Source organism: Holophagales bacterium, from assembly GCA_016719485.1.
Taxonomy (GTDB): Bacteria; Acidobacteriota; Thermoanaerobaculia; order UBA5066; family UBA5066; genus UBA5066.
Map to the genome: position 1 here is coordinate 18,572 of JADJZB010000021.1, position 14,604 is coordinate 33,175.

Consider the following 14,604-nt stretch of genomic DNA (forward strand, 5'->3'; position numbering starts at 1 on the left):
CTGCGCCCGGGAAACGGTCGCCGCGCCAGCGGTTTCAGACGCGAAGGCCCGGCCTGGGTAGGCGGGACACGTCGGCTCCCGCCGGGCAGCGGTCCGACGGCGCCGCCGGGCTGGCCGTCACGCCTGAGGCAGGGCAGCGGAGAGTCCCTTCCATTGCGGGGCAGCCCGAGGAACCTGTCGTTCCCGTGAGAACCACGGCCCCGGTCACCGGGCGAGTGGCCGTCTCGGCCTCGCGTGCGGAGAGGGCCTCGAACGAGAACGTCACGAGCGCCACGACCGAGGCGCCGAGGAGCCAGGAAACGATCAGGGAGCGGGTGGGTTTCATGGCGGCGTTCACCTCGCATGGTTTACGCGCGGCCGGGCCGTCCGGATGCATACCGGTACAGTACCGGCGATGACGCTGCGAACCCTGGGGCTGACGGCGGCGGCGATGACCTGCTTCGCCGCGAACTCCCTGCTCTGCCGCGCCGCCCTCGGCCGGGAGCTCGCCGACGCCACGACCTTCACGAGCGTCCGGCTCCTGTCTGGCGCCGTCGCGCTCTTCATCCTCGTCCGGGCGTCCGGGCGCGTCGCGGCGGGGACGCGGGACGTCAGGGCGGCGGTGGCCCTCTTCGTCTATGCGTTCGCGTTCTCCCTGGCCTACACGCGTATCCCTGCAGCGCTCGGGGCGCTCCTCCTCTTCGGGGCCGTTCAGGTCACGATGGTCGGCCGTGGGATCGCCTCCGGAGAACGGCCGGGCGCTTCGGAGTGGTTCGGGCTCACGCTCTCGCTCGGGGGTCTCGGCGTCCTCCTGGCTCCCGGCCTTCGGCAGGGCGATGCCGCCGGGTCGCTGCTGATGATCGGCTCGGGAATCGCGTGGGGCGTCTACTCGCTCCTCGGGCGTTCGAGCCGGAGCGGCCCGCTGGCGGCGACCTCCACCCACTTCGCGTATGCCGCTGCGCTGGCTCTCGCCGCGAGCCTCGTCTCGGCCCGGTTCGACGCGCCGCGCCTCTCGGTCCCGGGGCTCGCTCTCGCCGTGGCCTCGGGTGCGCTCGCCTCCGGGGGCGGTTATGCGATCTGGTACGCGGCGCTGCGGGGCCTGTCGACGACGCGGGCCGCTCTCGTCCAGCTGTCCGCGCCCCTCCTCGCGGCCGTCGGCGGGGTCCTCTTCCTGGGAGAGGACGTCACTCTCCGGCTGGCCCTCGCGGCGGCGGCGATCCTGGGCGGCATCACGATCGCGGTCGCCGGCCGGAGGGCGTAGGGTGCCGGCCAGAATGGAAAATCAAGACCTGACCCCTCGGCCAGACCCCTATCGCATGAGCCAGATGTCGGAGCGGCTTCTCTCGCGGACGAGATAGAGGGCGGAGCCGTCGGGTGCGGCCGCGAAGGCGACCACGGAGGGCTCGGAATCCTGCGGGAGTACGTCGAACGTCTTTCCGCTCGCGCGGTCGAGGAGGGCCACCGTCGCGGGGGCGAAGAGATGCCCCTGGCGAAGGAAGTAGATGCGGCTTCCGCCGTTGACGAGCTGCGGGCAGGCGCCCTCGACAGGGAGCCGCCCGTACTGCCGCTTCTCGAGATCGTGGAGCCAGAGTCCGTGGTAGGTCTCGCTCCGGGAGATCCCGTGTCCTGCGACGAGGCGGCCGTCGGACGAGAAGGAGGTCACCTCGAATCGCACGTCGGGTTCCGGCGGCGGGAGGGGGTCGGGCCAGGGGGCGTCGGCCGGAAGCGTGGCCGGAAGGATGACGGCTCCGGACTTCGTGCCCTGCAGAGCGAGGAAGCGACCGTCTGGGGAGGCGAGGGCCCGGAAGGGCTGGAGGTCGCTGCGCCGCGTGATGGGCGTCAGGGCGCTCCCGTCGAGCTGCACCCGCCAGATCTCGAACTTCCCGGAGCGATCGGAGTGGAAGAAGAGCGAACGGCCGTCGGCCGAGAAGCTCGGCGAGCGGTCGCGAAACGGCCCTGAAGTGACCCGGCGGAGGTCTCGACCATCGATCCCGATCACCCAGAGGTCTTCTCCGGCCCGCCAGGTGGCGAAGGCGAGCTGCCTCCCGGAAGGGGAGAGGCGGGGCTCCCCCATCCCTTCGTGGTCGGCGAGGAGCTCCACGGCCGGACCTGCCGGAAGCCCCCTGGCGTCGAGAGGCAGGCGCTCGAGGTCGAAGCCCGAGGTCCCCGCCTGGTAGACGACGGCGCGTCCGTCGAGGCTCCCCCGGAAGGGTCCGGCGCTTCGCGCCGGGACGGTGAGAGGCTCGGGAGAGGCGAGGGGTCTGCCGCTCTTCTCGTCGATCCTCACGCGCCAGAGGTTCATCGTCCCGCCCCGGTTCGATCCGAAGCAGAGCGTGCGGCCGTCGTCCGACCAGTAAGGGCTCCAGTCGACCCAGGCGTCGTCGGTGACGAGCGCCGGGGTCGCGGGGTGGAGCTCGGGCTTGACGGGAATCGTCGCGAGGTCCCTTTGTGCGGCCCCCTCGCGGAGCATCCAGAAGGCGATCCGCAAGCCTCCGGGGGAAACCGCCGGCTGCATCGCGTCGCCTCCGTAGAGCCGCACCGTCGCCCCGGTTGCGAGGTCCACAGTCCAGAGCTCGCTCCGGGTCCCGAGGCGGGCGTAGGGCGTTCGGCTCCCCACCGTTGCGAAGACGACACGGCGGCCGTCCGGGAAGAAGGCGGGATCGTGGCCGAACGTCGTCAGCCGCCGTGCCGCGCCCCCGAGGGCCTCGACGAGGAAGAGGCCGCCTCCATCGCGATCCGAACGGAACGCGAGGTGGGTCCCGTCCGGCGAGAAGGCCGGCTCGCCGTCTTCGCCGGGATGGTCGCCCGTCACGTTGATCGGCCGGCCGCCGCCGGAGCTCTCGACGAAGACGTCCGTGTTCGAGGATGAGAGCCGGCGGACGAACGCCACTTCGTGGCCCGAGGGAGAGAGTGCCGGCGTGAGGGCGTTCATGCCCCGGTCGGTGATCCGCTGGGTGTGGCGTGCCGTGAGGAAAGAGCGGTACTCGGCCGGATCCCGCCCGGACGCGGCCCAGCGGGCGGCTGCGACCGCGAGGAAGAGGAGAACGCCGGCGATGCCGGCCGCCGCCCACCCGATCGGACGCAGGTCCCGCGGAGCCCGATGGCGCAGGAGGGACCCGTCCATCAGCCGGGCGCGGCAGTCCCGGAGGTCGTGGGCGAGGTCGAACGTCGAGGCGTAACGATCCTCGGGTCGCTTCCTCAGGCAGCGCTCGATGATCCAGCGGACGGGCTCCGGCAGGTCGGGCGCGCGTTCGGTGATCGGCTGCGGTTCGTCCCTCAGGATGGCGGAGAGAATCTCCGCCTGGGATGATCCCCGGAAGGGCCGGATTCCGGCGAGCATCTCGTAGAGAACGACGCCGAGGGAGAACTGGTCCGACGGGGCACTGACCGCGAGACCGCGGGCGTGCTCGGGAGACATGTACGCGGCGGTGCCCGGAGTCCTGCAGTCCGGGCCGAGCGCAGGGTCCGTCGGGATCTCCGCTTCTCCGTCACCGTCGGCCAGCTGGCCGCACCGCACCGCCAGCCCGAAATCGAGAACCTTGGCGTGCCCGTCCCGGGTGAGGAAGACGTTCTCCGGCTTGAGGTCGCGGTGCACGAGCCCGCTCTCGTGGGCCGCCCCGACGGCTTCGGCCACCTGGGAGGCCACGTCGAGCGCTCGGGACAGCGGGAGGGCTCCGCGGACGAGGACGGCGCGGAGAGTCTCGCCGTCGAGCAGCTCGGTGACGGCGAACGTCGTCCCGTCGATGCGGCCGAAATCGTGGATGGCGACGATCCCCGGGTGGGAAAGGGCTGCGACCGCCTTGGCCTCGGCCTCGAACCGTGCGAGCGCGATGGGATTCGACGCGACGGTTTCCGGAAGGACCTTGATCGCGACGTCCCGGTCGAGCTTCGTGTCGCGCGACCGGTAGACGACCCCCATGCCACCGGCGGCGATCGGCGCCAGCACGACGTATGGCCCCAACCGGTGACCCGGCGCGAACGGCAGTACCCACCTCCCGTCAAATCCAACGTGCCCGACCGCTCGGACCCTGGTGACGCGTGACGTATTTGGGGTAAGTGTGAGCCTCTGTTCCGCGACGGTCAACGTCCCTAGTAGACTTGTGCAACAAGACGGGGATCTCGATGAAGCTTCGATTCGGTGACGTGACATTCGACGGTGGACGGCGCCTTCTGATACGCGGGCCGGATGCGGTCCACGTGTCGCCCAAGGCGTTCCAGCTCCTCGAGCTGCTCATCGCGAAGCGTCCCAACGCAGTTTCCAAGGCCGAGATCCAGGAGACTCTCTGGCCGCGGACGTTCGTGTCCGAGACGAATCTCCCCGCCCTCGTGAACGAGGTGCGCAACGCGCTCGGCGATCACGCGAAGGGGTCCGAATTCCTGAGAACCGTTCACGGATTCGGCTACGCGTTCGAGGCGGCGGTCCGCGAGGTTCGCCAGGCCGCGCCGTCGGAGCACCGGCACGTCTTCTTCTGGGGCAGCCACGAGGTCGAGCTGCACGAGGGCGAGAGCGTGATCGGACGGGAACGCGTCGCCGACATCTGGATCGGGCACCCTTCCGTGTCCCGCGAGCACGCGCGGGTCACGGTCTCGGGCGAGGTCGCCTCGATCGAGGATCTCGGGAGCAAGAACGGAACCTACCGCGGTCTCGAGCCGGTGTCGTCGCCGGTCGTCCTTTCCGATGGTGACGAGGTCCGGCTCGGCAAGGTCGTCCTCGTCTACCGCAAGGGCGCCACGGAGACCTCGACCGAAGCGGCCCTCTAGCCGGCGACGACGGGCCGGAGAATGCGGCGGCCAGGGTGCTCGCCCTTTGGACACCGCTTGGAAAGGGCTTGTTTCCTCGACTCTTCCCTTTACCTCGGATGCGCGCAGAATCAGAATGCCCGGAAATGAGGCTGCGGATCGGCGACCTGTCGTTCGACGAGGGACGGCGCCTCCTTCACCGGGGGCCCGAGGAGGTCCATCTCTCGCCGAAGGCGTTTCAGCTTCTCTCTCTGCTCCTCGCCCGCCGCCCCGACGCCGTCTCGAAGGCCGAGATCCAGGGGTCCCTCTGGCCCGGATCGCCCGCCTCTGAGGGCCACCTCGCGGCCATCGTGTGCGAGGTGAGGCAGGCGCTCGGAGCGGGAGCGGACGGCGCGACCCGGGTGAGGACCGTCCACGGGTTCGGCTACGCATTCGAGGGACCGGTGCAGGAGACTCCCGGTCTCCTGCGCCACGTTCTCGTTCGCGGGCACCAGGAGGTCGGTCTCGTTCCTGGCGGTAACCTCCTCGGCCGCGAGAGGGAGGCGGCGGTGCGTGTCGGGCATCCCTCCGTCGCGCACGAGCACGCGCGCATCGTCGTGACGGACGACCAGGCCGAGCTGGAGGATCTCGCGGGCGGCGAGTCGACGTTCCGCGGAGAGGAAGCGGTGCGCGGCCGCGTCGTCCTGAAGGACGGCGACGTGATCCGGATCGGCGAGGTGGCTCTGACCTATCGGGCGAGGGCCGTCGAGCGGCGAGTTTGAACGGTGAGGCTGCGCTTCGCCGATGTGACGTACGACGGGGAGGCCCGGCGACTCCTGCGGGGCGGCAACGCGGTCCACCTGACGCCGAAGGCGTTCGCGCTCCTGGGCCTGCTCCTCGAGAGGCGGCCGGCTGCCGTTTCCCGCAGGGACATCCAGGACGCGCTCTGGCCCGGGGTCTTCGTGACCGAAGGAAACATCGACTCCCTCGTGAAGGAGATCCGCAAGGCGCTCGGCGACGAAGGACGCGGTCCCGAGTCTTTCGTCCGGACGGTCCACGGGTTCGGGTACGCGTTCGACGGGAGCGTCCACGAGGACTCTCCCGTCCTCTCCGGTGCCCGTCACGTGATCGTCTGGGGCGTCCAGACGTTTCCGCTCGGAGCGGGCGAGAACGTCCTGGGGCGCGCGCGGGAGGCGAGCGTCTGGCTCGGCCACGATTCGGTCTCCAGGGCGCACGCCCGCATCACGGTGGACGGCGACCGTGCCGAGATCGCCGACGCGGGCAGCCGCAACGGCACGTTCCTGCGGGGCGAACGCCTCACGGGACCGGCAGCGCTCGCGGACGGAGACGAGATCGCCCTGGGCGTCGTCCGGGTCGGCTACAGGTTCCTCGGGTCGAATCCTTCGGCGCCGACGAACTCGGCTTCCTGAGGAGAGGGCGGCTCAGCGCCCGCAACGGCGGCCGACCATCTCCGTGATCGCCTCGGACGAGGGAGGGTTCTCGCCGAGGCCGAGCGAGTGGAGCGTCTCGTGGACGAGGATGTTGCCCGCCAGCCACTCGTTCTTCTTCACGAGCGTGGTGAAGCGGCTCGTGCAGACGAAGACGACGTCGCCGCCGACCGGGATCCACGCGTAGGCGGGCCGTCGCCGGCACTGCACCATGTGGTCGGCGTCGACGAAGCGGAGCGAGCCGAGGAAGCCCGACGCCGTCCGGCCGGAAGCGAGGAGCGTCGCGGCGAGCGACTCGCCGGTCCGCAGGTCGGTGAAGTCCGTCAGCAGCATCGAGCAGGTCGGGCTCTGGAAGCGTTCGACGGCGCGTTCGACCGTACGCTGGACGAGCGGGCCGAGGCGCGGATCGACGAGCGGGACGGAGGCGTCCGCCGCCTGCACGGTAGGTGAGGGAGCGAACAGGAGCGGGGCAAGGAGGACCGCGAGAATGGCGGATCGGGACACACCTCGCACGGGCTCGCGCATCGGAGGCCTCCTGCCCGGCCCACGTTCGAGTTCCCGCTTCGGCCGGGAACGTCAGAGGGCGGATGGAGGAAGGATGTCGGTGCGCGAGGCGATCGACCGGTGAGGCGTCTGGGAGACGGAGGAGAAGAAACCGGGAGATTTCAGGGAGGAAACTGAGGGTGCGGTCCGAACGGCGCGCTCTTTCGAGCGCGCTCTCGCGCTTTCCGGAGGCTACGATCTGGTCGTGCAGCAGAACCGCGAAAGCGACGCGAGTGGCGGGCGAAAAGGGGCTGGCGGGTCCTTTGCCGGCTTCGGGCCCTCGATACCTCCCGCGTCGGCTCGCGGCGGTCACGTGGAGGTCCGTTCCCTTCCGGATGGGGAGGAGATCGTCCTTCGCCCGACGGGATTGCTCCGGTATCTTCCGGCGGCCTTCCTCGCCTTCTGGCTCTGCGGCTGGGCCGTCGGCGAGGCCGTCGTTCTCGTCCTCCTTCTCGGTCCTGCTGCTGCCCCGCTCCTCGAGGCGGCCCGAGAGGTCCTCCCGTTCGGCGTGGGCCGCGTTCCCCTCCCTTCCGGGTCCCTGCCCCTGTCCGTCCTCGCGTTCCTGGCGCTCTGGCTCACGTTCTGGACCTGGGGAGGGATCGGCGCCGCCTGGGAGCTGCTCAGGCTCCTGTCCGGGTCGGACAGGTACGTGCTCCGCCCGGGGAGCTTCACCTATCGACGCGCGGCCGGTCCGTTCGGGAAGACCCGGCTCTTCCGTGCAGGCTCGGTCGGGGCGATCGTCGACCGGCGAAGGAAGTCGCAGCTCGCCGCGGTCGTCGCGGGGAAGGAGATCCTGCTGTCGGTGGGCGTGCCGGCGGAGCTCGGCCCATGGCTCGCGGGGCGGCTTCGTGCCGCGCTGGGGCTCCAGGGCTCAGGCGGCGCCACCGAGAGCCGGGGGGCCGGAGCGGAAGCCTCTGCAGCGATCGTGCCCCCCGTCCCCTCGCAGTGGCAGGCGACGCCGCGCCCGGAAGGGGGAGTCATTCTGGCCGCCCCGTCCGGGAAGTCGCGGAAGACAGCGGGTTGCGCGCTTCTCGTGGCCTTCGTCGTCACTTCGGGGGCCGGAGCCCTCGTCGCCGCAGCCGCGAGGAACAGCGGCCGGATCGACGGAATCGTCGGCCTCGCAACGGCGGGGTGCGTTCTCGCGATCGCCGTCGACGCCCTCTGCCTGTGGACCGCGCTCGCCCGCGACGCGTGGGTCCTCACGAGGGGGCGTGTCGAGAGGGTCCGTCGCATCGGTCCCTGGATCCGGCGGCGAGCCGTCCGGAAGGGCACGCTGGCGGCGATGCTCTCGACCGACGACGACGGGGACGACTGGTTCACCCTCGAGGCCCGCGGAGACGGGGGACCCCTGAGGCTCACGAAAGTGATGGGCTCCGGCCCGGAGGTCCTCGCTTTCGCGCGGTTTGCCGCGTGGCACTCGCGCTTTCCGCTCGAACTGCCCGACGAGGTGCGCGAGGCCGCGGGGGAGACCGCGGGGGGCTGAGCCCAAGGCGCCGCGGCCGGACGCCGCAGGCGATGGCGATTCGACATCGCGCGTCACGGCCTTCGGCGGCGACGAGAATGACGGTCGGGTCGTTTCCGTAGAATAGAAAATCAAGACCTGACCCCCTGGCCTCCGGGTGAGCTCGTCGAGCGCGGCCTGAAAGGACCCGGTGTGCCCCCCTAGAATCACGGCTCGAGGTGTCCCCTATGCGTCAGCTCTTCGCCACCGCCGTCGTCGTCGCCGTGCTCTTCCACTCCCCGTCTCTCGGGTCGGCGGCCGCGCCGCCGCCGCGGCTCCTGCAGGATCCGGCGCTCTCCGCGACGCGCATCGCGTTCGCCTTCGCGGGAGAGATCTGGACCGTCCCGCGCGAGGGGGGCGAGGCGACGCGCCTCGTGAGCGGGCAGCTTCGCAACCGCAGGCCGGTCTTCTCGCCGGACGGCGCGACGGTCGCCTTCACGGGGACGTACGACGAGAACGCGGACGTCTACGTCGTTCCCGCGGGCGGCGGCGAGCCGCGGCGGCTGACGCACCACCCCGGGCCGGACGAGGCGCTCGGGTTCACTCCGGACGGCAAGCGGGTCCTCTTCCTGTCGATGCGGCGGACGCCACGAGACCTCCCGAAGCTCTTCACGGTGCCGATCGCCGGCGGACCGGCCGAGGAGCTGCCTCTCCCCTCCGGCGCGGACGCCTGCTATTCGCCCGACGGCAGCCGCCTTGCCTACGTCCCTTTCCCGCAGTGGCAGGCGGCGTGGAAGAAGTACCGGGGCGGGCAGACGACGCCCGTCTGGATCGCGGACCTGTCGGACTCCCGCGTGGCGAAGGTGCCGCGCGAGAACTCGAACGACCGGCGGCCGATGTGGGTCGGCGACACTCTCTACTTCCTCTCCGACCGCAGCGGTCCCGTGACGCTCTTCGCGTTCGAAGTGAAGACCGGCGCGGTCCGCGAGGTCGTGAAGAACGACGGCGGCTTCGACGTCCAGTCGGCGTCGGCGGGTCCGGGGGCGATCGTCTACGACCAGTTCGGCGAGCTGAAGCTCCTCGACCTCGCGTCGGGGGCGACGAAGGCGGTGCCCGTCACGATCTCGGCCGATCTTCCCCAGGTGCGCGCGGGGTTCCGAAAGGTGGAGCCCGGGCAGATCCTCCACGTGGCGCTCTCGCCGAGCGGGAAGAGGGTCCTGGTGGAGGCGCGCGGCGAGATCCTGTCCGTGCCCGCCGAGAAGGGAGACGCGCGGAACCTGACGCGGAGCCCCGGCGTCGCGGACCGCGACCCGTCGTGGTCGCCGGACGGCAAGAGCGTCGCGTGGCTCTCCGACGCGTCGGGCGAGTACGCGCTCCACCTGGGTATGCCCGACGGCATGGGGCCGGTGAGAAAGGTCGACCTGGGGCTGCCGCCGTCGTTCTTCTACGCGCCGCGCTGGTCTCCCGACTCGAAGAGGATCGCGCTCACCGACAAGCGGATGAACCTCTGGGTCGTCGACGTGGCGAAGGGGACGAAGGAGAAGGTCGACTCCGACCTCTTCGATACGCCCCTCTCGAATCTCGACCCGGCGTGGGCGCCCGACGCGCGCTGGATCGCCTACGTGAAGCAGCTCCCGAACCGCCTCCGCGCCGTCTTCGTCTACTCGCTGGAGGAGAAGAAGACGCGACAGGTGACCGATGGGCGGAGCGACGCCCTGTCGCCCCGGTTCGACCGGGGCGGGAAGTACCTCTACTTCGTCGCGAGCACCGACGCCGGCCTCGCCCAGGGGTGGCTCGACATGACGAGCATGGGACGGCCGGTGACGAGCAGCCTCTATGCCGCCGTCCTTCGGAAGGACCTCCCTTCGCCCGTCGCGCCCGAGAGCGACGAGGAGGGAACGGACGGAAAGGACGGGACGGACGGGAAGGACGGCAAGGGGGCCGACGCGGCGAAAGCCGGCGCCACGGGCGATGCGGGAAAGGACCCGGAGAAGAAGGGCGAGGCCGCTAAGGACGCCGCGGCGAACGACGCGAAGAAGCCGCCGGAGCCGGTGAAGATCGACTTCTCCGGACTCGACCAGCGGATCGTGGCGCTCCCCGTCGCACGGGCGAACTGGGTCGCGCTCGAGGCCGGAACGGAGGGAATCGTCTTCCTCCTGCAGGCCCCGGTCGCCCTCTCCGCCGAGGATTACATCGAGTACGACGACGAGAACCCGTTGCCTCTCGAGGTCCATCGCTTCGACCTGAAGGCGCGAAAAGCGGAGAAGTTCCTCGAGAAGATCGATGGTGGCAGCGGTGCCTACGGGGGCCAGCCGCCCTTCCTCGTCTCGTTCGACGGGGCGAAGGTCCTCTATGCGCAGAAGGGGAGCCGGTTCCTCGTCTCGTCCGAGAAGGCGCCGAAGCCCGGGGACGGCGCATTGAAGGCCGAAGGCCTCGAGGTGTGGGTCGACCCGCGCGCCGAGTGGCGGCAGATCTACCGCGAGACGTGGCGCATCCAGCGCGACTTCCTCTACGACCCGGGCGCGCACGGCCTCGACCTCGCCGCCGCCGAAAGGACCTACGCGCCCTTCGTCGACGGCCTCGGTGGGCGCGACGACCTGAACGCCCTCTTCGAGGAGATGCTCGGGCACCTCGTCATGGGGCACGTCTTCGTCGGTGGCGGAGCGGTGCCCGAGCAGGAGAGGGTCTCCGTGGGCCTTCTCGGCGCCGACTACTCCGTCGCGGAAGGGCGATACCGCATCTCCCGGATCCTCGCGGGGGAGAACTGGAACCCGAAGCTGATGGCGCCCCTGACGCAGCCCGGCGTCGACGTGAAGGAGGGGGACTTCCTGCTCGCGGTGAACGGCCAGGACCTGAGAGGCGACGACGACGTCCACCGCCTCTTCCTCGGAACCGCCGGGAAGCAGACTGTCCTGACCGTGGGCCCGAAGGCGGACGGGACAGGGTCGCGCCGCGTGACCGTCGTCCCCGCTCCGTCGGAGGGCGGCCTGCGCCTTCGCACGTGGATGGAGGAGAACCGCAAGCGGGTCGACGCCCTCTCGGGAGGAAAGGTCGGCTACGTCTTCATTCCCGACACGGCCGCCGGGGGCTTCACGAACTTCAACCGCTACTACTTCTCCCAGATCGGAAAGGAGGCCCTCGTCGTCGACGAGCGCTTCAACCACGGCGGCAGCATCGCCGACTACATCGTCGACCTGCTCGCGCGCACGCCGCAGATGGCGAACGCCTCGCGGGAGGGAGCGGACGTCGTCGAGCCGGCGGCGGCCCTCTTCGGGCCGAAGGTGATGCTCATCAACCAGATGTCGGGCTCCGGGGGCGACGCGCTGCCGTGGCTGTTCCGAAAAGCGAAGCTCGGCCCGATCGTCGGCAAGAGAACGTGGGGCGGTCTCGTCGGCATCGGCGGATATCCGCCGCTGATGGACGGCGGGTCGGTCACGGCGCCCCGCTGGGGCCTCTACGGGACCGAGGGTTCGTGGGAGGTGGAGAACGTCGGCATCGCGCCCGACGTCGAGGTCGAGGAGGACCCGTACCTCGTCCGCCAGGGAAATTCGCCGCAGCTCGAACGCGCCGTCCAGCTCGCGCTCGAGGCCCTCGCGAAGGAGCCGCCCGTGAAGCTGAAGAGGCCGGCCTACCCGGACTACGGACCGCGCCTTCCGCGAAGGGTGCCGTAACGCGCGGCGTGCCGCGGTAAAGTCCGCGAAAACTCTGAGGCGAAGACGGGAACGGGAGGATGCGATGGCGCGATTCGCAATGACGTCGAAGGCGTTCGGGTTCGGGATCGCCGCCGCTCTGCTGGTGTCGGCGGCGGCGGTCGTCGGGCAGCAGCCGGGCGCCGGACAGGAGAAGAAGATGGTGTTCGAAGAGCAGGACACGATGGCGAACGTCCTGAAGAGGCTCGAGGGGAAGGGTGTCCGCCTTCGCCTCGCCGGGTCGGGCGAAGAGGTCATCGGGAGGCTTCAGAAGGTGGGGAAGGAGCTGGCCCACCTCTCCGACCTCTCGGGCCGGGAGTTCTTCGACGCGGTCGTGAGGATCGACCAGGTGTCGTCGGTCTCGGTCCAGGTCCGCGGCCGCTGACGGCACCGCGCAGACCCTGGATCGGTGACCAGAACCCTGCGACAGGGAGGGCTCGGCAGCGCAGGCGTAGAAACGCCGGCCCGGGAGCGGGCCGGCGTTTCTACGGAGACGTAGAGTGTAGAAGGTAGACCTGACCCCAATCGGGATGATCCCGATCGGGATCCCTTCCCTGGGTCTACTTCAGCATGCCGAGCTGCCACATGAGGAACATCCTCTGGTCGGCGACGTCGCGGACGCGGAGGGCGAGCGGCTTGCCCTGGCCGTGGCCGGCGTCGCGGTCGACCCAGAGGAGGACCGGCTTCTCGGCCGGGTCGGAGGCGGTCGAGGCCTGGAGGAGCGCCGCCATCTTGCGGGCATGGAGCGGATGGACGCGGGAGTCGTTCTCGCCCGCGGTGAGGAGGACGGCGGGGTACTTCGTTCCCTTTTTCACGTGGTGGTACGGCGAATAGGCGCGGAGGAACCGGAACTGCTCGGGGTTCTCGGCGCTGCCGTACTCGGGGATCCAGTAGCGCGCCATCAGGAACGACTGGTAGCGGAGCATGTCGAGGAGCGGGACGGCGCTGATGACCGCGCCGAAGAGCTCGGGTCTCTGCGTGAGGACCGCGCCGGTGAGGAGTCCTCCGTTCGAGCCCCCCGAGACGGCGAGCTTCGCCGGCCTCGTGTACTTCTGCGCGACGAGCCACTCGGCGGCGGCGATGAAGTCGTCGTAGACGTTCTGCTTCTTCCCGAGCATCCCGGCCTCGTGCCAGGCGTCGCCGTACTCGCCGCCGCCGCGCAGGCACGCGAGGGCGTAGACGCCGCCCGCCTCGAACCAGGGGAAGAGGGTCGCGCTGAAGCTCGGCGTCTGGCTGACGTTGAAGCCGCCGTAGGCGTAGAGGAGCGTCGGGTTGTTGCCGTCGAGCTTGAGGCCCTTCTTGTGGACCACGAACAGCGGGACCTTCGTGCCGTCCTTCGACGTGACGAAGACCTGTTTCACCTCGACGATCGACGGGTCGACGGGGACCTTCGGGCGCTCCCAGAGCTCGACCTTCTTCGTGGCGAGGTCGACGCGGTAGACGCCGGAGGGCTCGTTGAAGGAGGTGTAGGTCAGGAAGGCCTCGGTCCGGTCCTGCGCGGTGGAGAGAGACGCCGAGCCGATGCCGGGGAGGGGGAGCTCGCCGAGGGGCTTCCCGTCGAGGGCGTACAGCTCGATGCGGGTCGCGGCGTCCTTCAGGAGGTTGACGACGAGGATGCCGCGGGCCAGGGAGATGCCGCGGATCGTGACGTCCTTGCGCTCGGGGACGAGGGTCTTCCAGGCCTCGCGGGCGGGGTTGTTGAGGTCGACCGCGACGACCCGGCCGTTCTTGGCGCCGTCGGTGGTGTGGAGGAAGAGCGTGTCGCCGAGGCTGGTCCCGCGGGAGGTGCTCTCGGAGCCGACGATGACGTCAGTCCTCACGAACTCGCCGGTGCGCCTCCAGCGGTCGAGGTCGACCGCCCAGAGGTCGTTCGTGCTCGTGCCGGTCGCGTAGCCGAGGAATCCCCAGCGGCCGTCCTCGCTGGCGGAGAAGCCGGGCCCGTAGGTCGTCGCGAGCTTCGCGTTCTCCTCCTTCGTGTACTGCCGGAAGAGGCGGACGTCCTGGCGCGGGTGCGAGCCGAGGCGGTGGAACATGACCAGCCCGGAGTAGGGGTCCTTCACGCTCTCGAGGTTCCGGTAGAAGAAGCCGGAGGAGTCGGGAAGCCAGTCGACCGAGCCCACCTTCCCGGGGATCTCGTCCGCGAGCCAGCGGCCGGAATCGACGTCGAGAACGTAGAGCGTGGAGTTCTCGTCGCCCGCGCGGTACATGCCGAAGGCGAGGAGCTTCCCGGCGGGGTCGGGGGAGGTCCAGGAGATCGTCACGAGCCCCTTCGCGTCCAGGGTGTTCGGGTCGAGGAGGAGGCGGGGCGTGCCCCCCAGCCCCTCGCGGACGAAAACGCGCGCCTGGTTCTCGTTCCCCTCGCGCTTGCCGTAGAAGTAGCGGTTCGCGCGCATGCGGGGCGCGGAGATGGTGCCGACCTCCATCAGCTCGCGCAGGCGCGCCTCCACGGACGCCCGGCCCGGCAGGTTGTCGAGGACCTGCCGCGTGTAGGCGAGCTGGGCGTCGGTCCAGGCGGTCACCTCCGGTGTGACGCCCCCCTTCGCGTCGCCTTCGAGCCAGCGGTAGGGATCGACGATCGACTCGCCGTGGAGGACGTCCGTGACCGGGCGCGCCTCGGTCGGCGGTGGGGCCGCGGGGGGCGCGGCGACGACGGGGAGGGCGAGCGCGAAGAGCGCGGCGGCGAAACGCATGGGGCCTCCGAAGGGTGCGGTGTGGGCGCGGCGCGAGCCGCACGGCCGAACATCATAGGCGACGGGATGGGGACCGGGGGTTACCACCTTCACCG

General features: G+C 70.4%; 11 protein-coding genes. 7 read left to right on the forward strand and 4 right to left on the reverse strand.

Going from position 1 to position 14,604, the window contains the following annotated elements:
• Window positions 1-34 precede the first annotated feature (34 nt).
• On the reverse strand, window positions 35-325 hold the full coding sequence (locus IPN03_12010; GenBank protein ID MBK9374424.1) for a hypothetical protein: 291 nt from the start codon (window positions 323-325) through the stop codon (window positions 35-37).
• 69 nt (window positions 326-394) lie between these two features.
• Here IPN03_12010 and IPN03_12015 point away from each other — a divergent pair, with 69 nt between their 5' ends.
• A complete protein-coding gene (locus IPN03_12015) occupies window positions 395-1,240 on the forward strand; it encodes a DMT family transporter (protein MBK9374425.1) in 846 nt (281 codons plus the stop codon).
• Window positions 1,241-1,288: 48 nt separating this feature from the next.
• On the opposite strand, the gene IPN03_12020 is transcribed toward IPN03_12015, so the two are convergent.
• Window positions 1,289-3,940: a PD40 domain-containing protein gene (locus tag IPN03_12020; protein ID MBK9374426.1), complete on the reverse strand. Its 2,652-nt coding sequence runs from the start codon at window positions 3,938-3,940 to the stop codon at window positions 1,289-1,291.
• A gap of 161 nt (window positions 3,941-4,101) precedes the next feature.
• Here IPN03_12020 and IPN03_12025 point away from each other — a divergent pair, with 161 nt between their 5' ends.
• From IPN03_12025 to IPN03_12035, 3 genes are all read left to right on the forward strand, one after another.
• Window positions 4,102-4,740 (forward strand): FHA domain-containing protein, encoded by a 639-nt coding sequence (locus IPN03_12025; GenBank protein ID MBK9374427.1) that lies wholly within the window; start codon window positions 4,102-4,104, stop codon window positions 4,738-4,740.
• A gap of 125 nt (window positions 4,741-4,865) precedes the next feature.
• Entirely contained in the window at window positions 4,866-5,480 is a 615-nt protein-coding gene (locus IPN03_12030) for a winged helix-turn-helix domain-containing protein (GenBank protein MBK9374428.1), read from the forward strand.
• Between the two features lie 3 nt (window positions 5,481-5,483).
• Window positions 5,484-6,128, forward strand: coding sequence for a winged helix-turn-helix domain-containing protein (locus IPN03_12035; GenBank protein MBK9374429.1), 645 nt, complete (start codon window positions 5,484-5,486; stop codon window positions 6,126-6,128).
• Between the two features lie 12 nt (window positions 6,129-6,140).
• Here IPN03_12035 and IPN03_12040 read toward each other — a convergent pair whose 3' ends face one another.
• Complete coding sequence (locus tag IPN03_12040; GenBank protein MBK9374430.1) at window positions 6,141-6,671, reverse strand: hypothetical protein; 531 nt, start codon at window positions 6,669-6,671, stop codon at window positions 6,141-6,143.
• Between the two features lie 331 nt (window positions 6,672-7,002).
• Here IPN03_12040 and IPN03_12045 point away from each other — a divergent pair, with 331 nt between their 5' ends.
• From IPN03_12045 to IPN03_12055, 3 genes are all read left to right on the forward strand, one after another.
• Entirely contained in the window at window positions 7,003-8,172 is a 1,170-nt protein-coding gene (locus tag IPN03_12045) for a hypothetical protein (GenBank protein ID MBK9374431.1), read from the forward strand.
• Window positions 8,173-8,378: 206 nt separating this feature from the next.
• Window positions 8,379-11,801 carry a PD40 domain-containing protein gene (locus tag IPN03_12050; protein ID MBK9374432.1) on the forward strand — a complete coding sequence of 1,141 codons (3,423 nt, stop codon included), beginning with the start codon at window positions 8,379-8,381 and terminating at the stop codon, window positions 11,799-11,801.
• A 64-nt stretch (window positions 11,802-11,865) separates the two neighbouring features.
• Window positions 11,866-12,204, forward strand: coding sequence for a hypothetical protein (locus IPN03_12055; protein MBK9374433.1), 339 nt, complete (start codon window positions 11,866-11,868; stop codon window positions 12,202-12,204).
• Between the two features lie 175 nt (window positions 12,205-12,379).
• Here the strand turns inward: IPN03_12055 and IPN03_12060 are convergent, their stop codons facing one another.
• Window positions 12,380-14,509 (reverse strand): S9 family peptidase, encoded by a 2,130-nt coding sequence (locus tag IPN03_12060; protein ID MBK9374434.1) that lies wholly within the window; start codon window positions 14,507-14,509, stop codon window positions 12,380-12,382.
• Window positions 14,510-14,604: the final 95 nt, after the last annotated feature.